The sequence below is a fragment of the Vibrio sp. A11 genome, assembly GCF_013048705.1.
In the GTDB taxonomy this organism is placed as follows: domain Bacteria; phylum Pseudomonadota; class Gammaproteobacteria; order Enterobacterales; family Vibrionaceae; genus Vibrio; species Vibrio metschnikovii.
Genome location: NZ_VHSI01000023.1, coordinates 1 through 20,405, shown reverse-complemented (window position 1 = coordinate 20,405; position 20,405 = coordinate 1). Strand labels below are relative to the sequence as shown.

Annotated in this window: 21 protein-coding genes and 6 tRNA genes; 24 read left to right on the top strand and 3 right to left on the bottom strand. The window is 44.1% G+C overall.

The features are described from left to right. Positions 1 to 47: 47 nt before the first annotated feature. The 6 genes from FKQ60_RS16115 (at position 48) to FKQ60_RS16090 (ending at position 1,016) form a co-directional block, all read left to right on the top strand. Positions 48 to 123 (top strand) — tRNA-Gly (locus FKQ60_RS16115). A 77-nt stretch (positions 124 to 200) separates the two neighbouring features. Beyond that, positions 201 to 277 (top strand) — tRNA-Met (locus FKQ60_RS16110). Positions 278 to 311: 34 nt separating this feature from the next. Beyond that, positions 312 to 387: transfer RNA gene (locus tag FKQ60_RS16105), tRNA-Gly, on the top strand. Positions 388 to 464: 77 nt separating this feature from the next. Continuing rightward, positions 465 to 541, top strand: a tRNA-Met gene (locus FKQ60_RS16100). Positions 542 to 575: 34 nt separating this feature from the next. Beyond that, positions 576 to 651: transfer RNA gene (locus FKQ60_RS16095), tRNA-Gly, on the top strand. 288 nt (positions 652 to 939) lie between these two features. Continuing rightward, a tRNA-Met gene (locus tag FKQ60_RS16090) sits at positions 940 to 1,016 on the top strand. A 563-nt stretch (positions 1,017 to 1,579) separates the two neighbouring features. Here the strand turns inward: FKQ60_RS16090 and queG are convergent. Next, positions 1,580 to 2,692: a tRNA epoxyqueuosine(34) reductase QueG gene (gene queG / locus FKQ60_RS16085; RefSeq protein WP_170906760.1), complete on the bottom strand. Its 1,113-nt coding sequence runs from the start codon at positions 2,690 to 2,692 to the stop codon at positions 1,580 to 1,582. 218 nt (positions 2,693 to 2,910) lie between these two features. On the opposite strand from queG, the gene tsaE reads away from it, so the two are divergent. The 9 genes from tsaE to FKQ60_RS16040 all read left to right on the top strand — a co-directional run bounded on the left by tsaE (position 2,911) and on the right by FKQ60_RS16040 (position 12,234). Further along, positions 2,911 to 3,375, top strand: a complete 465-nt coding sequence (gene tsaE / locus FKQ60_RS16080) for a tRNA (adenosine(37)-N6)-threonylcarbamoyltransferase complex ATPase subunit type 1 TsaE (protein ID WP_154169342.1) — start codon at positions 2,911 to 2,913, stop codon at positions 3,373 to 3,375. Next, positions 3,369 to 5,096 (top strand): LysM peptidoglycan-binding domain-containing protein, encoded by a 1,728-nt coding sequence (locus FKQ60_RS16075; RefSeq protein WP_170906759.1) that lies wholly within the window; start codon positions 3,369 to 3,371, stop codon positions 5,094 to 5,096. Before tsaE ends, FKQ60_RS16075 begins: the two co-directional genes overlap by 7 nt. 12 nt (positions 5,097 to 5,108) lie before the next feature. Beyond that, complete coding sequence (gene mutL, locus FKQ60_RS16070) at positions 5,109 to 7,022, top strand: DNA mismatch repair endonuclease MutL (RefSeq protein WP_170906758.1); 1,914 nt, start codon at positions 5,109 to 5,111, stop codon at positions 7,020 to 7,022. Beyond that, positions 7,022 to 7,954, top strand: a complete 933-nt coding sequence (gene miaA / locus FKQ60_RS16065) for a tRNA (adenosine(37)-N6)-dimethylallyltransferase MiaA (RefSeq protein WP_170906757.1) — start codon at positions 7,022 to 7,024, stop codon at positions 7,952 to 7,954. Before mutL ends, miaA begins: the two co-directional genes overlap by 1 nt. Before the next feature lie 192 nt (positions 7,955 to 8,146). Then, positions 8,147 to 8,410 (top strand): RNA chaperone Hfq, encoded by a 264-nt coding sequence (hfq, locus tag FKQ60_RS16060; RefSeq protein ID WP_004397627.1) that lies wholly within the window; start codon positions 8,147 to 8,149, stop codon positions 8,408 to 8,410. A 41-nt stretch (positions 8,411 to 8,451) separates the two neighbouring features. Then, entirely contained in the window at positions 8,452 to 9,741 is a 1,290-nt protein-coding gene (hflX, locus tag FKQ60_RS16055; RefSeq protein ID WP_170906756.1) for a ribosome rescue GTPase HflX, read from the top strand. A 45-nt stretch (positions 9,742 to 9,786) separates the two neighbouring features. Further along, a complete protein-coding gene (hflK, locus tag FKQ60_RS16050; RefSeq protein WP_170906755.1) occupies positions 9,787 to 10,971 on the top strand; it encodes an FtsH protease activity modulator HflK in 1,185 nt (394 codons plus the stop codon). Between the two features lie 2 nt (positions 10,972 to 10,973). After that, positions 10,974 to 11,954 carry a protease modulator HflC gene (gene hflC / locus FKQ60_RS16045; RefSeq protein ID WP_170906754.1) on the top strand — a complete coding sequence of 327 codons (981 nt, stop codon included), beginning with the start codon at positions 10,974 to 10,976 and terminating at the stop codon, positions 11,952 to 11,954. Positions 11,955 to 12,045: 91 nt separating this feature from the next. After that, a complete protein-coding gene (locus FKQ60_RS16040) occupies positions 12,046 to 12,234 on the top strand; it encodes a DUF2065 domain-containing protein (RefSeq protein WP_158137743.1) in 189 nt (62 codons plus the stop codon). Positions 12,235 to 12,262: 28 nt separating this feature from the next. Here the strand turns inward: FKQ60_RS16040 and FKQ60_RS16035 are convergent, their stop codons facing one another. Both FKQ60_RS16035 and FKQ60_RS16030 read right to left on the bottom strand, forming a co-directional pair. Next, positions 12,263 to 12,496, bottom strand: a complete 234-nt coding sequence (locus FKQ60_RS16035; RefSeq protein WP_004397623.1) for a SlyX family protein — start codon at positions 12,494 to 12,496, stop codon at positions 12,263 to 12,265. Further along, positions 12,493 to 13,473: a lipoprotein gene (locus FKQ60_RS16030; RefSeq protein ID WP_040905862.1), complete on the bottom strand. Its 981-nt coding sequence runs from the start codon at positions 13,471 to 13,473 to the stop codon at positions 12,493 to 12,495. Before FKQ60_RS16030 ends, FKQ60_RS16035 begins: the two co-directional genes overlap by 4 nt. A 140-nt stretch (positions 13,474 to 13,613) precedes the next feature. Here FKQ60_RS16030 and fkpA point away from each other — a divergent pair, with 140 nt between their 5' ends. The 9 genes from fkpA to FKQ60_RS15985 all read left to right on the top strand — a co-directional run. Then, positions 13,614 to 14,378, top strand: coding sequence for an FKBP-type peptidyl-prolyl cis-trans isomerase (fkpA, locus tag FKQ60_RS16025; RefSeq protein WP_170906753.1), 765 nt, complete (start codon positions 13,614 to 13,616; stop codon positions 14,376 to 14,378). Positions 14,379 to 14,639: 261 nt separating this feature from the next. Next, positions 14,640 to 15,356: a transcriptional regulator gene (locus tag FKQ60_RS16020; protein WP_170906752.1), complete on the top strand. Its 717-nt coding sequence runs from the start codon at positions 14,640 to 14,642 to the stop codon at positions 15,354 to 15,356. Positions 15,357 to 15,358: 2 nt separating this feature from the next. Next, the gene (gene tusD / locus FKQ60_RS16015; protein ID WP_170906751.1) at positions 15,359 to 15,766 is read left to right on the top strand and encodes a sulfurtransferase complex subunit TusD; all 408 of its coding nucleotides are present in this window, start codon (positions 15,359 to 15,361) and stop codon (positions 15,764 to 15,766) included. Next, complete coding sequence (gene tusC, locus FKQ60_RS16010) at positions 15,763 to 16,119, top strand: sulfurtransferase complex subunit TusC (protein WP_040905836.1); 357 nt, start codon at positions 15,763 to 15,765, stop codon at positions 16,117 to 16,119. Before tusD ends, tusC begins: the two co-directional genes overlap by 4 nt. 17 nt (positions 16,120 to 16,136) lie before the next feature. Further along, positions 16,137 to 16,415 (top strand): sulfurtransferase complex subunit TusB, encoded by a 279-nt coding sequence (gene tusB / locus FKQ60_RS16005; protein ID WP_004397618.1) that lies wholly within the window; start codon positions 16,137 to 16,139, stop codon positions 16,413 to 16,415. A gap of 179 nt (positions 16,416 to 16,594) precedes the next feature. Then, the gene (rpsL, locus tag FKQ60_RS16000) at positions 16,595 to 16,969 is read left to right on the top strand and encodes a 30S ribosomal protein S12 (protein WP_004397617.1); all 375 of its coding nucleotides are present in this window, start codon (positions 16,595 to 16,597) and stop codon (positions 16,967 to 16,969) included. 100 nt (positions 16,970 to 17,069) lie between these two features. Continuing rightward, entirely contained in the window at positions 17,070 to 17,540 is a 471-nt protein-coding gene (gene rpsG, locus FKQ60_RS15995) for a 30S ribosomal protein S7 (protein WP_004397616.1), read from the top strand. Positions 17,541 to 17,615: 75 nt separating this feature from the next. Further along, positions 17,616 to 19,712: an elongation factor G gene (fusA, locus tag FKQ60_RS15990; protein WP_004397615.1), complete on the top strand. Its 2,097-nt coding sequence runs from the start codon at positions 17,616 to 17,618 to the stop codon at positions 19,710 to 19,712. A gap of 122 nt (positions 19,713 to 19,834) precedes the next feature. Further along, positions 19,835 to 20,405: GTP-binding protein (locus FKQ60_RS15985; protein ID WP_170906750.1), on the top strand; the 571-nt coding region annotated here is incomplete at its 3' end.

The window sequence follows — 20,405 nt, the reverse complement described above, 5'->3', positions numbered from 1 at the left end:
GCCCCCGCAACCAAACAGATAGCCTTTATCGTGCTTAACGGTGAAATGCGACACTAGCTCAGTTGGTAGAGCGCAACCTTGCCAAGGTTGAGGTCACGAGTTCGAACCTCGTGTGTCGCTCCAGATTTGCTTTTATTGCTGATGGCGATAAACAATAAAGTTACAAAGCCTACATCGTGCTTAACGATGAGCAATACGGACGCGGGGTGGAGCAGCCTGGTAGCTCGTCGGGCTCATAACCCGAAGGTCGTCGGTTCAAATCCGGCCCCCGCAACCAAATAGATAGCCTTTATCGTGCTTAACGGTGAAATGCGACACTAGCTCAGTTGGTAGAGCGCAACCTTGCCAAGGTTGAGGTCACGAGTTCGAACCTCGTGTGTCGCTCCAGATTTGCTTTTATTGCTGATGGCGATAAACAATAAAGTTACAAAGCCTACATCGTGCTTAACGGTGAGTAATACGGACGCGGGGTGGAGCAGCCTGGTAGCTCGTCGGGCTCATAACCCGAAGGTCGTCGGTTCAAATCCGGCCCCCGCAACCAAACAGATAGCCTTTATCGTGCTTAACGGTGAAATGCGACACTAGCTCAGTTGGTAGAGCGCAACCTTGCCAAGGTTGAGGTCACGAGTTCGAACCTCGTGTGTCGCTCCAGATTCAAGCTTTCATTGCACTTAGTAATGAGATGCGACAGTCGATCAGTTAATAGAGCGCAACCTTGCCAAGGTTGAGGTCACGCCTTGTTGTTTAAAGAAAGTGAACCTCGTGTGTCGCTCCAGATTCAAGCTTTCATTGCACTTAGTAATGAGATGCGACAGTCGCTCAGTTAATAGAGAACAACCTTGCCAAGGTTGAGTTCACGCCTTTTTGTTTAAAGAAAGTGAATCTCGTGTGTCGCTGCAGTTTCAAGCCTACATCGTGCTAAACGGTGAGTAATACGGACGCGGGGTGGAGCAGCCTGGTAGCTCGTCGGGCTCATAACCCGAAGGTCGTCGGTTCAAATCCGGCCCCCGCAACCAATTTAAAAACAAAAGACTACGCTATTGCGTGGTTTTTTCTGTCTATTCTGAAGAATTGACACCATGTCAATGCTCTTTATCATGCTGTGAAGCATAATCCCATCAAGAAAAGCATCTTATTTTCTGCCAAGAAAGTTTGGCCAGAAATCGTATTAGATACATGACTAAAAACGGAGTCTACCGCTGACGTAGTCAGGCTTTGTTTTATCCATGCACCAAGTTATCCACATTTTAAATTTGTGGATAACTTGGTGCATAACGTGTTTTTAGCTTGAAGATAGAGGCTTGTTCAGACGATCTTTTTGCTGATGGGGAATAATGTGAGAGTGATGGTTTTTTATTAAGTTAATGATTTTAAATGGTATTTTTATTTATTTCCTGTGGTGTAAGAGCCGCGTGAACGATCATTAACTGTATTTTCTTTGATCCTTATCATTTCCTGCTAATGTGATTAACTTTTTTGAAGTTTAGCAAACGCTGTCTCATTTAATATTTTTTCCACACCTAAGAATTTGCGAAGTGCATCAAAGAATGTACATCAATGATGTTGCGTTATTTCATACTCACGCATCTCTCGGCAAGCCTTTTTCAATAATTCTAATTAGTCTTTGCTGTTTATTCGTAATGCTAGCCAACTGCTCTCTCTGTTGTGTTAATGCCCATTCAATATGCTCATCTAATAGTTCACTTTCTCCTGTTTTTTGCTCTAAGGCATCGATGATTCTTTGTGAATAGGGCGCATTACCCATTGCAATAATCAAATTGCGTTGCCATTGTTGATGACCAATACGGCGTATGGCAGAACCTTGCATATGGTGTAAAAAGGTTTTCTCATCCCATGAAAATAAAGCAACAAGATCGGCATTATTCAACACATCTCGTCGATGGAAGTCGTCTTCTTGGGTAAGATCAGCAAAACGGTTCCAAGGGCAGACGAGTTGGCAGTCATCACAACCATAGATACGATTACCGATTGCCGTTCGAAATTCTTCTGGGATCACCCCTGAATACTCAATCGTTAAATAAGAGATACAGCGCCGTGCATCGACAACCCCTTCTTCGACAATCGCACCAGTCGGGCATGAGGTCATACATGCTCGACACTGTCCACATTGATTCTCTGACGGTGTATCGACTGGCAGAGGAATATCAACAAGCAGTTCGCCTAAAAAGAACCATGATCCTGCCTCTTTATCGAGAATTAAAGAATGTTTTCCCGTCCAGCCAAGCCCAGCTTTTTGTGCCAGAGGCCTTTCTAAAATAGGTGCGGAATCAACAAAAGGACGATAGCCCAACTGACCGACTTCTTGTTCGATTTTATCAGCTAATTTTTTGAGTTGATTACGAACCAATTTATGGTAATCGCGTCCAAGTGCATAGCGACTAATATAACCTTGGGTTGGATCTGATAAATTCGCGGCAAATTGCGCTTGTGGTGGAAGGTAGTTGATGCGGACACTGATCACTCGAAGTGTACCGGGTAACAGTTCTGCTGGGCGAGCACGTAACATACCATGGCGAGCCATCCACTCCATCTCACCGTGATACCCTGCATCTAACCATGCTTGTAAAGTTGCTTCATGTTGACTTAAATCGACGTCGCAGATCCCTGCTTTGTCAAAGCCGAGTTCTTTTGCCCATTGTTTGATTTGTTCGGCTAGTGAATGAAGGTCCATCATCAGTATTGGTCATGGTCATTGGGCGGCGGATCTTAACGGATCTCACTCGATTGATCCAGCCAGTGAGTGGCTAGTTGTATCGATATTAGATTTGATATGAAGATTTTTCTGTTTACTTACAGAACAGAGCTTGTCTCTTAAAACTAACCCAGTTTACTATTCGTTCTCTTTTTATTTTTATATAGTGCTAGCTAGACGCTTTAGAGATCCGATTCATGACCATAAAAACTTTTACTTTAAAAGATGAACAACAGACGGTAATGCTAGGAATGCGCTTAGCTCAATTATGTTCCCAGCAGACGACACTTTATCTTTACGGTGATTTAGGCGCAGGGAAAACCACCTTAAGTCGCGGTTTCATTAGAGCGTTAGGCCATGAAGGAAATGTGAAAAGCCCAACTTATACGTTAGTTGAGCCATACCAGTTAGCGGATTGGCAGGTTTATCATTTTGATCTTTACCGATTGGCGGATCCTGAAGAACTCGAGTTTATGGGAATTCGTGATTATTTTACCGATGATGCTATTTGCTTGGTGGAGTGGCCTGAAAAAGGTCAAGGTTTATTGCCAACACCAGATTTAACGATATCGCTTCGCTATGAGGGTGAGCAACGTCAGGCGAGTGTTAGCGCAAATAGCGAGTATGGATGCACCTTATTGAGTCAGTTGGAGTTATGTTGAGCATTAATTACGGTCGTTTTTTGCGTTATTGGTGGCTATTGGTCACATTATTATCTGCTATCAGTAGCGTTCAGGCTAATGTATTAGAAGGGGTTAGAGTTTGGCCTTCCCCTGATGCCACTCGCGTAGTGATCGATTTAAAGTCAGAAGCGGACTTTAGTTATTTCACGCTAAGCAGCCCAGAACGCTTGGTGGTCGATCTAAAACAGACTTCATTAGCTGCCGTTTTGCCAGTAACGGTCTCTGATAGTGCGATATTGAAACGGATTCGCGCGAGTACACCACCAGAAAAAACAACTTTTCGTTTAGTACTTGAATTAGCCAATAAGTCGACGCCCAATATTTTTAAATTACCTCCCACACCAGGTGGGCAATATGGTCATCGTTTGGTGATTGATTTACCTCATTCACCCGCTCCTGCAGCGGCGACGTCGAGTACGCCCGCTCGTTCGCCCAATGTAGTGAGCCGCGATGCGTCTCAGTTAGTCGGTACTGCAGATATTATTATTGCTATCGATGCGGGACATGGTGGTGAAGATCCCGGTTCTATTGGCCCAACTCGTAAATTTGAAAAAGATGCCACATTAAGCGTTTCTAAAAAATTGGCGGATCAAATTAATGCGGTTCCGGGTATGAAAGCCGTATTAACACGAACCGGTGACTATTACGTAAGCTTGAATAATCGGACTGAAATTGCTCGTCGTAATCGTGTTCATCTATTGGTTTCAGTTCATGCTGACGCTTTTCATACTCCACAGCCAAGAGGGGCTTCAGTTTTTGTGCTTAATACTCGGCGGGCCAACACTGAAATTGCGCGTTGGGTTGAAAATCATGAGCAGCAATCGGAGTTACTCGGAGGGGCCGGTGAAGTTTTGGCGCGGACGAATAACGACCGTAATGTCAGTCAAACATTATTAGATTTACAGTTTAGCCATTCGCAAAAAGAAGGCCATAAAGTGGCGACCAATCTTTTACAAGAGCTAGGCAAAGTCGCTCACTTACATAAAGCGGAGCCTGTGAATGCCAGTCTGGCGGTATTGAAGTCGCCCGATATTCCATCAGTATTAGTAGAGATTGGTTTTATCTCTAACCCTATCGAAGAACGATTGATTTTTCAACGTAGCCATCAAGATAAGCTCGCACGAGCGATGGGCAAAGCGTTAGTGCAATACTTTGAGGAAAATCCTCCAGAAGGAACCTTGTTTGCTAACCGAGGTAAAACTCAGCAACATCAAGTACAACGAGGTGAGTCGTTATCTGTGATTGCCCAAAAATATGGAGCGACCGTTTCTGGGATCATGCAAGCGAATAAATTAAAAGATTCTCGCTTAACGGTGGGTCAGCGATTAACTATTCCCGGAGGAGAACGTGGTCCTATTCCGGTACCGGTGGTCAATAATCCAGTGGAAACCGAAACCATTACCCATGTGGTTAAATCGGGAGAGTTTTTAGGCCGTTTAGCGGCGAATTATAAAGTCTCTATCGATGCGATACGCCGAGAAAATAACCTTAAGTCTGACACGTTATTTGTTGGTCAAAAGCTTAATATTACGGTGAGCTTAAAAGATAAACCTTTGCGTAAACACACGGTACAGAGTGGTGAGTTTCTTGGTCGGATCGCCAATCAGTACAATGTAACGGTACAGAGTATTCGTGAGGCTAATCAATTGCGCTCAGATCAATTGGCGGTAGGCCAAGTACTGATCATTCCCAACCGATAAGATAGGCAGGTTATGACGATTCGTATTCTACCCGCCCGTTTAGCAAACCAAATTGCCGCGGGTGAGGTGGTGGAAAGGCCGGCTTCGGTAGTAAAAGAGCTGGTAGAAAACAGCTTGGATTCAGGGGCCACACGGATTGAAATTGATATTGAGAAAGGTGGCGCTAAGTTAATTCGAGTTCGCGATAACGGCTCTGGGATCAATAAGGATGAGCTTGGCTTAGCCTTAAGTCGACATGCGACATCGAAAATACAAACACTGGACGATCTCGAAGCGATCATCAGCCTAGGGTTTCGTGGGGAAGCGTTAGCCAGTATTAGCTCGGTTTCTCGCTTAACCATCACTTCTCGTCCGGCGACTCAAGAAGAAGCATGGTCGGCGTACAGTGAAGGGCGCGATATGGCTGTCAAGCTGCAGCCTAGTGCCCATCCAGTAGGGACCACAGTTGAAGTTTTGGATCTGTTTTTCAATACACCGGCAAGACGCAAATTTTTACGTACAGAAAAAACAGAGTTTACCCATATTGATGAACTCTTAAAGCGTATTGCTTTGAGCCGTTTTGATGTCAGTTTGACGCTGCGCCATAATGGGAAAATTATCCGTCAGTACCGTGCCGCGAGCAGTGAACGGCAAGAAGAAAATCGTTTGGCTGCGGTATGTGGTGCGTCTTTTGTTAAGCATATGCTGAAAATAGAGTTAGCCCATCAAGGGTTAAGATTGCATGGCTGGATAACAACGCCACAAGGCGCTCGTCAGCAAAGTGATTTGCAATATTGTTATGTAAACGGACGTATGATGCGTGACAAGCTGATCAATCATGCGATTCGACAAAGTTATGAGAGTAGTTTAAGGCCAGATCAATGTGCAACCTATGTACTGTTCATTGAACTGGATCCTCATTTGGTTGATGTCAATGTACATCCTGCGAAACATGAGGTTCGTTTTCATCAAGCTCGCTTAGTGCATGATTTTATTTATCAAGCACTAAGCGACGCTCTTGCTGATAGTGAATATATTGAAACTCCTGAGCTTAACCAAGCCGCTTTCTCTGCTCCTGTTCCGACACATATGTCGAATGAGCGGTCAACGGATCCTGATCAGCCAGCTCGCAATCTGAGTGATAAAGACGGTTATTCTCGTCAGTATTTAACGACAGAACGTCCATCGCAAGCGGTCATTCAAGAAGCAAGAGCCTCTCACTCATGGAACCGTCCGACGACGGCTAAGTCACGATCGTCTGCGCCAGTTATGGCTGAGCAAAGTCAAGCTTATCAACAGTTAATGAAAGTGAGTGAAGCGCCAGTTTCAATAGATAATCGTTTATCAACCACTGAAAAATCGTCAACGCTGTCACTGATAGTGACTAAATTAGGTAAAGCCATCGCTGTCGTTGATGGACAATATCTGCTGATGACTACGGATCAAGGATGTGTCTTACTGGCGCTAACGAAAGCAGTTGAGTGGAGAGTTCGTGGTCAATTAAATAGTCAAGAAGAGCCATTAAAGAGTCAGCCGTTATTGGTCCCTTTGAGTGTAAAAGTGTCTAATGAGGAGATCCGTGGTTTCGAATTATACCGCGAGTTGCTCGAACGTTTAGGGATTCATCTGGTGACTCGTTCTCATCAGACGGTGATGGTGATGGGGGTTCCTCAGCCATTAAGACAGCAAAATCTACAGCTTTTGATTCCGGATCTGTTATCTTACCTTGCTTTACATGGCGCTTCAGGAGTGTTGACTTTAAATGTCGACAATATCGTCACGTGGCTTAGCCAGCGTGTCTTGATAGAAAAAAACGACTACACTTTATCAGAAGCCATTCAATTAATTGCCGAGCTTGAGCAATTATGGTCAGGTAAACTGCCATTACATGATGGCCACTTTATTCAACCTGTCGATTTTTCGGCAACCATTGCAGCATTAAATTAATGACCAAACCACTACCATTAGCTTTATTTTTAATGGGCCCAACCGCCTCCGGTAAAACCGATTTAGCCATTCGTTTACGTCAGAAATATCCTGTCGAAATCATCAGTGTTGATTCAGCATTGATCTATAAAGGAATGGATGTTGGCACAGCAAAGCCTGATGCCAAAGAGTTGGCTTTGGCTCCCCATCGATTGATTGATATCTTAGATCCGAGTGAAGCTTACTCAGTTGCAGATTTTCGACAAGATGCGCTACGAGAAATGAAGACCATTGTTAGTGAGGGAAGAATCCCGTTACTGGTTGGTGGGACCATGCTTTATTATAAAGCCTTGTTAGATGGTTTATCGCCTTTACCTGCCGCCAATCCAGCGGTTCGCCAGCAAATCGAGTCGCAAGCTCAAGAGCAAGGTTGGGCAGCTCTGCATACCCAACTGCAACAAATTGATCCAATTTCAGCGGCAAGAATTCATCCAAATGATCCACAAAGATTGTCGAGAGCATTGGAAGTTTATAAAATTTCAGGTAAAACTCTTACTGAACTGACACAAACGAAAGGAGAATCAATCCCTTTTCGAGTCAAACAGTTTGCCATCGCGCCCATGGATAGGGCTGAGCTCCACCGTCGAATTGAACTCCGCTTCGAGAAGATGGTCAAATCAGGTTTTGAAGAAGAAGTTAAAGCGCTCTATGATCGTAATGATCTTCATCCTGATCTACCTTCAATACGTTGTGTCGGTTATCGACAGATGTGGGATTACTTTGACGGAAATAGCACGCTTGATGAGGCTATTTATCGTGGTATTTGTGCCACCCGTCAGTTAGCCAAGCGTCAGCTCACCTGGTTACGCAGCTGGGATGAGTTAACTTGGTTGGATAGTGAGAACATTGAACGCGCGGTAGAAACTCTTGCAAATGCCATAGCATCTGATTGAGTAAGCTGTGTATAATGTGATCGCTTTTGCGTGATGTACTCTGTAAAGGAACCGTCACTTGTTGATCAATATTGTGTTGATAGATCAGTGGCATAGGGTGTTTTTATCGTTTAGCTCAGATGTAAAGGCCGCACCAACTTATGTGCACCACTAGCTAAATAACTACAACAAAATACAAATAAGGAAAATAAAATGGCTAAGGGGCAATCTCTACAAGACCCATTCTTAAATGCACTACGCCGCGAGCGTATTCCAGTTTCTATCTATTTAGTAAACGGCATTAAGTTACAAGGTCAAATTGAATCGTTTGATCAATTCGTGATCTTGTTAAAAAACACCGTAAATCAGATGGTTTATAAGCATGCTATCTCTACCGTTGTACCTGCTCGCCCGGTTAGCCATCACACTGGTGATCGACCTGCAGGTGAGCGTGGCACAGAGAAATCCGACGATTAATTATTTGACGTCATATTATCATTCATTAAGGAGTTGAACGCTTGTTTGACCGTTATGAAGCCGGTGAGCGAGCGGTACTTGTTCATATCAACTTTACGCAAAAGGGTGAGTGGGAAAATCTCAAAGAGTGCGAAATGCTGGTCTCTTCTGCTGGAGTATCAACTCTGCAGGTAGTGACTGGTAGCCGCCAGTCTCCTCACCCTAAATATTTCGTTGGAGAGGGTAAAGCTCAAGAGATTGCTCAAGCTGTGCAATCAACTGAAGCCGACGTGGTGATTTTTAACCATTCCCTTTCTCCTGCTCAAGAGCGAAATTTAGAACAACTTTGCCAATGTCGAGTGATTGATAGAACCGGTCTTATTCTGGATATCTTTGCTCAGCGAGCTCGTACTCACGAAGGGAAGTTGCAAGTTGAATTAGCTCAGTTGCGTCATATTTCGACCCGTTTAGTTCGAGGTTGGACTCACTTAGAAAGACAAAAAGGTGGGATTGGCTTACGTGGGCCAGGAGAAACTCAGTTAGAAACTGACCGACGTTTATTGCGTGAGCGAATTAAAGCGATCTTACGCCGTTTAGAGAAAGTGGCAAAACAGCGTGAACAAGGACGCCGAGCGAGAAACCGTGCAGAAATTCCAACGATTTCACTGGTTGGTTATACCAATGCAGGTAAGTCGACTCTGTTTAATCAAATTACCTCCGCTGGAGTGTACGCTGCGGATCAACTGTTCGCTACGTTAGACCCAACGCTACGAAAGATCGAACTACTGGATGTTGGGCCAGCTATTTTGGCTGATACGGTAGGGTTCATTCGTCATTTACCCCACGATTTAGTGGCGGCATTCAAAGCAACGTTACAAGAAACTCAGCAAGCTGACATTTTGTTACATGTTGTGGATGCCAGTGACGACCGCTTTCGTGAGAATATCCAAGCGGTTGATGATGTTCTACTAGAGATTGACGCACATGAAGTGCCAAGTTTACTGGTTATGAACAAAATCGATAATCTAGAAGGCCAATATCCTCGTATAGAAAGAGATGATGAAGGTGTTCCTAGAGCTGTTTGGGTATCGGCGATGGATGGGCTGGGGATGGATCAGTTGTTTACTGCGCTGACCGAACGTCTGGCCAGTAGCATCGTCCAATATTGTTTACGCGTTCCTCCTGAACATCAAGGTCGAATTCGGAGCACTTTCTTCCAAATGAACTGCATTGAAAAGGAAGAGTATGATCCAGAGGGCAATCTGCTAATATCAGTTCGTATGCAACAAGTGGATTGGTCTAGACTAGAGAAAAGAGAAGAGGCAGTTTTACGTGACTTTATCGTCACTTAAAGGACTGCTAGAGTATAACGTCATATCAAATGATGGAGCTTTCTAATGGCGTGGAATGAGCCCGGAAATAACAACGGCAACAACGGCCGCGATAATGACCCTTGGGGAAATAATAATCGCGGTAACAAAGGTGGTCGTGATCAAGGTCCGCCAGATTTAGACGAAGTGTTTAATAAACTGAGTCAGAAGCTGGGCGGAAAGTTTGGTAAAGGAGGCAATGGGCCTTCGTTTGCTGGTGGTGGAGCAATGGGTTTTGGCGTTATCGCCGTGCTTGCTGTTGCCATTTGGTTTTTCTCAGGCTTCTATACAATTGGAGAAGCCGAACGAGGCGTTGTCTTAAGATTGGGTCAATACGATCGTGTAGTTAATCCTGGTTTGAACTGGCGCCCTCGTTTTATTGATGAAGTAACTCCCGTCAATATTCAAGCGATTCGTTCGTTGAGCGCTTCTGGTATCATGTTGACCAAAGATGAAAACGTCGTCAACGTGGCGATGGATGTCCAATATCGTATCGTTGACCCATACAAGTATTTGTATCGAGTTGTTAATCCTGATGATAGTTTGCATCAAGCCACCGATTCAGCGCTACGTGCGGTGATTGGTGACTCATTGATGGATAGTATCTTAACGGTAGGTCGTCAACAAATTCGTCAAAGTACTCAACAAACACTCAACCAAATCATCGATGATTATGATATGGGTTTATTAGTGGTTGGCGTTAACTTCCAGTCATCACGTCCACCAGAGCAAGTTAAAGATGCTTTTGATGACGCGATTGCTGCTCGAGAAGATGAAGAGCGTTTCATTCGTGAAGCTGAGGCGTACATGAATGAGATTTTACCTCAAGCCACAGGTCGTGCTGAACGTGTTAAACGAGAAGCATTAGGTTACAGCGAGCGAATCATTAATGAAGCATTTGGTCAGGTTGCTCAATTTGAGAAACTGTTACCTGAGTATCAAGCCGCTCCAGAAGTAACGCGTAATCGTATGTATCTCGATACAATGGAACAAGTGTATACCAACAGTTCGAAGATTTTGATTGATTCAGAATCGAGTGGTAACTTGCTCTACTTGCCGATTGATAAACTCGCAGGTCAAGAAGGGGCTAGCCAGTCTCGTCAGACTCGCTCATTATTATTGCAAGATGAAGCTGGACTGCAGTCACAACGTAATGACCCAAGCAGTAATACGCCTCCTCGCTCAACTAATACTCGTCAAGGGAGAAACTAAACATGCGTAAGTTAATGATCCCGGTCATTGTCGTCTTTTTAGCATTGCTCTTGATGTCGATGTTTGTGGTTCCAGAAGGTGAGCGAGGCATTGTCATTCGTTTTGGACGAGTGATTCAAGACGACAATGAAATGTCTAAAATCTATGAACCTGGTTTGCATTTTAAAATGCCGATCTTTGATCGAGTGCAAACTCTTGATGCTCGTATTCAAACCATGGATGGACGTTCAGACCGTTTTGTAACCTCTGAGCAAAAAGACGTTATTATCGATACCTACGTTAAGTGGCGAATTGAAGATTTTGGCCAATTCTACTTAGCGACGGGGGGAGGTAATATTTTTACCGCACAAGCTCTCCTTGAACGTCGGGTTACGGACGTATTAAGGGCAGAGATCGGTTCTCGAGACATCAAACAAATTGTTTCTGGTCCGCGCAATGAAGCGGTACTTCCTGATAGTCCTGATGATGAGATTGTCACCACTGAAGCCGCGAGACAAGCTTTAGAAGTCGATGGCCAACGCGATCAGATCATGGCGAATGTTCTGAAAGATACTCGAGTCAATGCAAGCAAAGACTTGGGTGTTTATGTGGTTGATTTCAGAATGAAGAAGATTAACCTTCCAGATGAAATCAGTGAGTCAATTTATCGTCGTATGCGTGCTGAGCGTGAAGCGGTTGCTCGTCGTCACCGTTCACAAGGCCGTGAAAGAGCAGAAGTTATTCGTGCTCAGGCGGATCTTGAAGTGGCAACTATTTTAGCTGAAGCAGACAGAACTGCGCGAATTACTCGTGGTCAAGCCGATGCAACATCAGCCAAAGTGTATGCTGACGCTTATAGCAAAGATCCTGAGTTCTTTAGCTTCTTGCGTTCTTTGCAAGCGTATGAAAACTCATTTAGCCAGAAAAGTGATATCTTAGTTTTGGATCCAAAGAGTGACTTCTTCCAATACATGAATAGCGCTAAAGGTTCATCAGTAAAATAATGGCTAGACACTTATTCTAAGTGGTTTAATACCATTGTAATATTATTCAGAAAGGCTCCTAAGGAGCCTTTCTTTTTTAGTAAGGTAGACAATGACTACATCATTATGGATTGCGATAGGATTATTGCTTATCGCTGAAGGTTTAGGGCCGCTGATTGCTCCTCAAGGGTGGCGGACTATGATGCAGCAACTCGCACAGCAAGAAGATAATCAATTGCGGCGAATAGGGGGGTGTTTAGTTGTAATAGGGATGGTGATCGTTTATGTCTTCATGCTTTGAGTGACGTTTTTTGAGTTATTCAAAGTCATTAATAGTGTGGTGGTGGCGTTTCATTGGCTGGATCCGCTAAGTTTGATGTATCCATATTTTTCATTTTCCCGACCACATATTTCATCTGATCTTGCATTTTATTAATTAATAGCTGCTGTTGGGTTAGAGCAGCATTAAGTTCGTCAATGGTTTGTTCTTGAAAAGCGAGTTTACACTCTAAATCATCAATTCGTTGTTGTAGTTGTTGTTCGGTAGCGTTTTGTATGATCATGGATTGAACTCCCATTCTTGAGCGATTCCCGCAGAGGTGCCAGAAATAACGCTGGATTGTGGATTAAAAACCGCATCATACACCACCGCTCTTGGCGGGCGCGCATCTTTTTGTGGTTGAGCTTCGAAGCGAGCTAATTTTTTACCGTGATCAGTAGACCATACTTCGATGCGACTAGATGGCGTTCCAGTGAGTAGATAGCGCCCATCATCTGAAAATCGTGCGCTAGAGAAAATAAGCTGTCTAGAAAGACTACGTAGTTTGGCTTGTTTTTCACCCGTTTGTAAATTCCAAATAATCGATTGATTACCACCATCAGAAGTGAAAGCTAACTGACCATCACGCTGTAAAGCAACCCGGTTAACCCGCTGTTCATGTTCAAAGGTGTAGATAATCTGTCCACTCTGGGTATCCCATAGATAAGCGGTATAATCATTTCCGCCAGTTAAGGCATAACGACCGTTGGGGGATAAAGCGACAGAATTGACTTTTTCCTGGTGAGCAAGGAACTCAAGCCGTCGTCCAGTGACTAAATCAACGTAAATGGCTTTACCGTTGGATACACCCAGCAACACTTGTTGCCCATCGTTACTCAGAGCGACATCCATGATTAAACCATCAGAAATGGACCATAGCCCTTGAGCTTGGGTCCAGCTTAAGTCCCATACGGCAAAATTGATTTGTGTGGCAGTAATCGCATAACGGCCATTATCAGTAATACGAATGTACGAGACAGGGTTGGCTTCTGGGTCTTGTGCGCCTAGCTCTGCTAGAATTTGACGTTGTGCTAAATCCCATAAGACCAGTTGGTGCTCTTGGGAATAAATTAATGCAAAGCGTCCGTCGCGGCTTAAGCCAAATCCGGTCGAGCCATTGGGTTCTAAAACCCAGCGGTCAGTCTCTTGATTAAAGAAGAAACAGCCATTTAACAGAAAAATGACAACCGTCGGTACTATGAAATGAGAAATTATCCGCAGCACAATTAATTATCCGTTGAGTAGTAAAGACAATTACGAAACATACCGTTATATTGGTACAACATACTATTGTGCACCAGTTTAATTCGTCGGTTTGTGCTCAATAACAGAAAGGTTTACCTACAAAGTTGGAGAATTGAATGAAATCGTTTTTTAAAGTGTCATTGCTTGCCGCTACGGTTGCGCTAGCTGCTGGTTGTCAGAAAGAAGAGACAACGGCTACCCCAAATGCCTCTGTTGCCGTTCAAAGTGTCACTTTTAAGTCAGAGGATGATAAAGCGGCTTACGCGATTGGTGTTTCTTTTGCTAATTATTTAACCAGCAGTATCGAAAAGCCTAATGAAATTGGTATTGATCTTAATAAAGACATGGTGCTAAGAGGTATCGAACATGTTTTTGCTGGTGCAGCGCAAATGGATGAACAGCAGACTCGTGAAGCATTAGAAGCGTTGGATAAACGTGTTGCTGCGTCAATGCAAGCACAAGCGGCTGAAAAAGCCGCTACCAACAAGCAAGCTGGAGATGCATTCCGTGCTGAGTTTGAGAAGCAAGAAGGCGTCAAAAAAACCGAATCTGGACTGCTTTATCAAGTCTTAACTGAAGCGCAAGGTGAGTCGCCAAAAGAGACCGATACGGTACAAGTGCATTACAAAGGCACATTGACCGATGGTACTCAGTTTGATAGCTCTTACGATCGTGGTGAGCCCGCTATCTTCCCGCTAAACCGCGTGATCCCTGGTTGGACAGAAGGCGTGCAATTGATGCAAGTTGGTTCTAAATATAAGTTCGTTATTCCACCAGAATTGGCCTATGGCGAGCAAGATACGCCAACCATTCCTGCAAACTCTACTCTAGTTTTTGAAGTGGAACTGTTGAAAGTAGAAAATGGCGATGCAGCGCAATAAATAAGGGATAGCGATTAATCTTTTATTAAAAGTATCAAAGGCCTGAAGATTCAGGCCTTTTTTTATAAGTAAAACTAACTTTTTAACCAATTTTTTTATCATCCCTTGTCAAATGGTAAAAGTACAGATGCTTTGCTAGGGAGATATTCATCGTATAATTTGTTCTAAGTCACTGCATCGTAAGATAGCCTAGTCTAGGTTTAAAATTTTCTGATAAACTTACATCAATTTGTTGATTTTACGTTCTAAGGTCTAGGTACAGTGACAACGACAGAAAGCATTAACGCCGATATGCTCATGGATATGGAATTTGTGCATGTAAAGCCATTTACTGAGCACGATAAAGTGATTTTACGTTCCTATGAAGCGATGGTGGATGGTTTAGCGAGTTTAATTGGCCCCTTTTGTGAAATTGTTTTGCACTCGTTAGAAGATCTGAATACTTCGGCGATAAAAATTGCCAATGGCGAGAATACAGGTCGTCAAGTAGGGTCGCCGATCACGGATTTAGCGTTAAAAATGCTGCGTGATATTGAAGGCTCCGAACGCAACTTTTCTCGCTCGTTTTTCACCAGAGCGAAAGGTGGAGTATTAATGAAATCCATTACGGTCGCCATTCGTAATGGAGAGCATCGAGTGATTGGTTTGTTATGCATTAACGTCAATCTTGATGCGCCTTTTTCACAGGTGTTGCACTCTTTTATGCCGACACCAGAAGCTCAAGAGGCTGCTGCTCCGGTTAATTTTGCCAGTGATGTGGTCGAGTTGGTTGATCAAACTGTTGAGCGGACTATTGAAGAGATTAATGCCGATAAATCAGTCTCAAACAATACTAAAAATCGTCAGATTGTCATGGCGTTGTATGATAAAGGTATTTTTGATATTAAAGATGCGATTAATCGTGTTGCTGAACGATTAAATATCTCCAAACATACGGTTTATTTGTATATCCGCCAACGTAAAACCGAGGATGAGTGATTGTGAGTCAGTCAAGCACACCATTGACCTATGCTCTGTTGGTAACGGGTCCAGCTTATGGAACTCAGTCTGCTCGTAATGCTTATCTTTTTGCTCAATCGGTGCTCGAGAAAGGCCATAGTATTAAGCGTATTTTCTTCTATCAAGAAGGTGTGCTGAATGGGTCGGGTTTAACCGTGCCTGCTAACGATGAATTTGATCTTGTGAAAGCATGGCAAGCCATGGCGACGAAGCATCAAATTCGCTTAGAAACCTGCGTTGCTGCAGCGTTACGACGTGGTATTGTTAGCCAAAGCGAAGCCGAACAGCATCAATTATCAACATCGAGTTTGGCGATGGGAGTGACACAAGCAGGGCTGGGAGCGCTGGCAGAAGCGCTATTAACTGAGGATAGAGTGGTACAATTTTGAAGAAAATCGCCTTTGTTTTTCATTCTCCTCCTCACGCCACCAGTGCTGGACGAGAGGGACTCGATGCCGTGCTCGCAGCATCGGCTTACAGTGATGATTTAGCTGTCTTTTTTGTCGGTGAAGGGGTTTTACAATTGGTCTCTGGGCAAGATCCTAAGGCGATTTTAAGCCGAGACTACATTAGCACATTCAAACTGCTCGATTTGTATGAGATTGAATCGTGTTATGTCTGTGAACAAAGCCTTGCCGAATGGGGGATAACCAGTGAAGCATTACTTATTAATGTCTCCCCACTTTCTCCTCAAGCCATTGGGGCAATGTGGCAATCTTTTGATCACATTGTGACTTTTTAATACCACAGGATAGGCGTGTGCTGCATATTATTAAACATCCTCAACAGCTAAAATTAGTTCGTCGTTATTTTCAAGCTCATGATAGCCTATTGCTGGTTGAAAATGCCGTTTATCTTACTAACCCAAACAGCCCTTATTTCACCGATTTACAGACCATTAAGTCGGTCTATGCACTGCGTGAGGATCTTTCCGCTCGTGGTTGGTTAGAAATGTGTTCAGGTTCTATTGAGCAAGTCACGATGAATGATTTTGTTGAAATGACAGTAAATGAAGATAAATCAATAAGTTGGTCTTAATTTTTATCGAGTGTCCGTAAAAGTATCCACCGCGCTGATGTTGGTGGATAAAAAAGATCTGTATATTTCTTGACACACCTCTCACTGCTGCATAGAATTTTGCGTCCCTATTTGTGCAAATCACAATCAGGGCTAGATTTTTCATAAAGCTTACGTTAAGTAAATTCAGGAGCTAGCTAATGGCAACTATTAACCAGTTGGTACGCAAGCCACGTGTGAAGCAAGTTGCAAAAAACAACGTGCCTGCACTCGAAGCGTGCCCACAAAAACGTGGTGTATGTACTCGCGTATATACTACTACACCAAAGAAACCTAACTCAGCACTACGTAAAGTATGTCGTGTTCGTCTAACCAATGGTTACGAAGTGACTTCATACATCGGCGGTGAAGGTCACAACCTACAAGAGCACAGCGTTGTTCTTATCCGTGGCGGTCGTGTAAAAGACCTTCCGGGTGTTCGTTACCACACTGTTCGTGGTGCGCTTGACTGTTCAGGCGTTAACGACCGTAAACAAGGTCGTTCTAAGTACGGTGTGAAGCGTCCTAAGTCTTAATGGATTCCGTTAAGTAAGGCCAAACACTAAATTAATTTGTTATTTTGAAAAAACTGTATAGTTTTGGAAAAAACCTGAAGAAGACAACGGAGAATATTCCATGCCACGTCGTCGCGTTATTGGTCAGCGTAAGATCCTTCCAGATCCAAAGTTCAAATCTGAACTGCTGGCAAAATTCGTTAACATCCTTATGGTTGACGGTAAAAAATCTACTGCAGAGAAAATTGTTTACACTGCACTAGACACTATGGCTGAGAAATCTGGTAAAGATCACTTGGCTGTTTTTGAACAAGCTCTTGAAAACGTACGTCCAGCGGTAGAAGTTAAATCTCGCCGTGTGGGTGGTTCAACTTACCAAGTGCCAGTAGAAGTACGTCCGGTTCGCCGTAACGCACTTGCTATGCGTTGGTTGGTTGAAGCTGCGCGTAAGCGTGGTGAAAAATCTATGGCTGGTCGCTTAGCTGCAGAAATGCTAGATGCGTCAGAAAACAAAGGTACTGCTGTTAAGAAACGTGAAGACGTTCACCGTATGGCAGAAGCGAACAAAGCCTTCGCTCATTACCGCTGGTAATACCTTCTGTGCTGCGAGGTCCTCTCGCAGCACATTTCTATTTTCTAAGGTTTCCCTTAGTAAGAGGATACAATCGTGGCTCGTAAAACTCCTATTGAGCGCTACCGTAATATCGGTATCTGTGCTCACGTAGATGCAGGAAAAACAACCACTACTGAGCGTATTCTGTTCTATACCGGCCTTTCTCACAAACTTGGCGAAGTTCACGATGGTGCTGCCACCATGGACTGGATGGAGCAGGAGCAGGAACGTGGTATTACTATTACCTCTGCTGCAACAACTGCCTTCTGGCGTGGTATGGATGCACAATTCCAAGATCATCGCATTAACATCATTGATACCCCTGGACACGTTGACTTCACCATCGAAGTAGAGCGTTCGCTGCGTGTACTTGATGGAGCTGTGGTTGTCTTTTGTGGTTCATCTGGTGTTGAACCTCAGTCTGAAACAGTGTGGCGTCAAGCAGATAAATACCATGTTCCTCGCATTGTGTTTGTTAATAAGATGGACCGTACTGGCGCAGACTTCCTACGCGTAGTAGATCAAATTAAACATCGTCTTGGTGCAACTCCCGTTCCTATCCAATTAAATATTGGTGCAGAAGAGGATTTTAGAGGTGTCATCGACCTTATCAAGATGAAAGCCATCAACTGGAATGAAGCCGATCAAGGCATGAGCTTTACTTATGAAGCGATTCCGGATGATATGCTAGAGCTGGCTGAAGAGTGGCACAACAACTTAGTTGAAGTCGCTGCGGAAGCGAGCGAAGAATTGATGGATAAATACCTTGAAGATGGCGTACTTACTGAAGCTGAAATCAAACAAGCGCTACGTCAGCGCACGCTGAACAACGAAATCGTTCTTGCCACTTGTGGTAGCGCGTTTAAAAATAAAGGTGTGCAAGCTGTTTTGGATGCGGTAGTTGAATTTTTGCCATCACCAGTAGAAGTACCGGCGATCAAAGGTATTGATGAGAACGAGAATGAAGTTGAGCGTCACGCCGACGATAATGAACCGTTTTCTGCTTTAGCATTTAAAATTGCTACCGACCCATTTGTTGGTACTTTGACGTTTATTCGTGTCTATTCTGGAGTGGTTAACTCTGGTGATGCGGTTTATAACTCAGTCAAACAAAAGAAAGAGCGTTTTGGGCGCATTGTACAAATGCATGCTAATAAACGTGAAGAAATTAAAGAAGTTCGTGCTGGCGATATCGCCGCCGCTATTGGCTTGAAAGATGTCACTACCGGTGACACGCTCTGTCATCAAGATCATAAAGTGATTCTTGAACGCATGGAGTTTCCTGAGCCTGTTATCCAAATCGCGGTTGAGCCTCGCTCAAAAGCGGATCAGGAACGAATGGGGATTGCGCTAGGTAAATTAGCGGCTGAAGACCCGTCATTCCGAGTCGAAACGGATAAGGAAACAGGACAAACGCTAATTTCTGGTATGGGCGAGCTTCACTTAGACATCATCGTTGACCGTATGAAACGTGAGTTCAGCGTTGATTGCAACGTGGGTAAACCTCAGGTTGCGTATCGTGAAACCATTCGTGGTCAAGCGGAAGTTGAAGGCAAGTTTGTTCGCCAGTCTGGTGGCCGTGGTCAATACGGTCACGTATGGTTGAAAGTTGAACCTGCAGAGTTAGGACAAGGCTTTGTCTTTGTTGACGCCATCGTGGGCGGTGCAATTCCTAAAGAGTTCATCAACCCGGTAGCGAAAGGGATCGAGGAACAAATGAACAACGGTGTGTTAGCGGGATATCCTATTTTGGATGTTAAAGCGACACTCTTCGACGGTTCATTCCACGATGTCGACTCAAGTGAAATGGCGTTTAAAATCGCCGGCTCAATGGCATTCAAGAAGGGCGCGCTAGAAGCAAACCCAGTCATTCTTGAACCGCTAATGAAAGTTGAAATAACCACACCTGAAGATTGGATGGGTGATGTAGTCGGCGATTTAAATCGTCGTCGTGGCATCATTGAAGGCATGGATGATGGCAATGCTGGCCTCAAAATTATCCGTGCTCGAGTTCCACTCTCAGAGATGTTTGGTTACGCAACAGATCTACGTTCTGCGACCCAAGGCCGTGCTTCTTACTCAATGGAGTTTGCTGAGTACGCCGAGGTGCCGAAAAATGTTGCCGATGCAATCATTGCTGAACGTGGGTAGTTGTTATTTGATTAATAACGAATCTATTGCGCTAACGAGCGTTGGCGCATAAAATAGCAATTTCTGGCGCGCTTTGAGTGCACTTGACTTAAGGCGAATCATAACTAGGAAGGAACACGATCGTGTCTAAAGCAAAATTTGAACGTACGAAACCGCACGTAAACGTTGGTACTATCGGCCACGTTGACCACGGTAAAACCACTCTAACAGCAGCTATCTGTACTGTACTTGCAAAAGTATACGGCGGTGAAGCGAAAGACTTCGCGTCAATCGACAATGCTCCAGAAGAGCGTGAGCGCGGTATTACTATTTCTACTTCACACGTAGAATACCAAACTCCATCACGTCACTACGCACACGTAGACTGCCCAGGACACGCTGACTATGTTAAAAACATGATCACAGGTGCTGCGCAAATGGACGGTGGTATCCTAGTTGTTGCTGCGACAGATGGCCCAATGCCACAAACTCGTGAGCACATCCTACTAGGCCGTCAGGTTGGTATCCCTTACATCGTTGTATTCATGAACAAATGTGACATGGTAGATGATGAAGAGTTGCTAGAACTTGTAGAGATGGAAGTTCGTGAACTTCTTTCTGAGTACGATTTCCCAGGCGACGACCTACCAGTAATTCAAGGTTCAGCACTAGGTGCATTGAACGGTGAAGAGCAGTGGGAAGCGAAGATTGTAG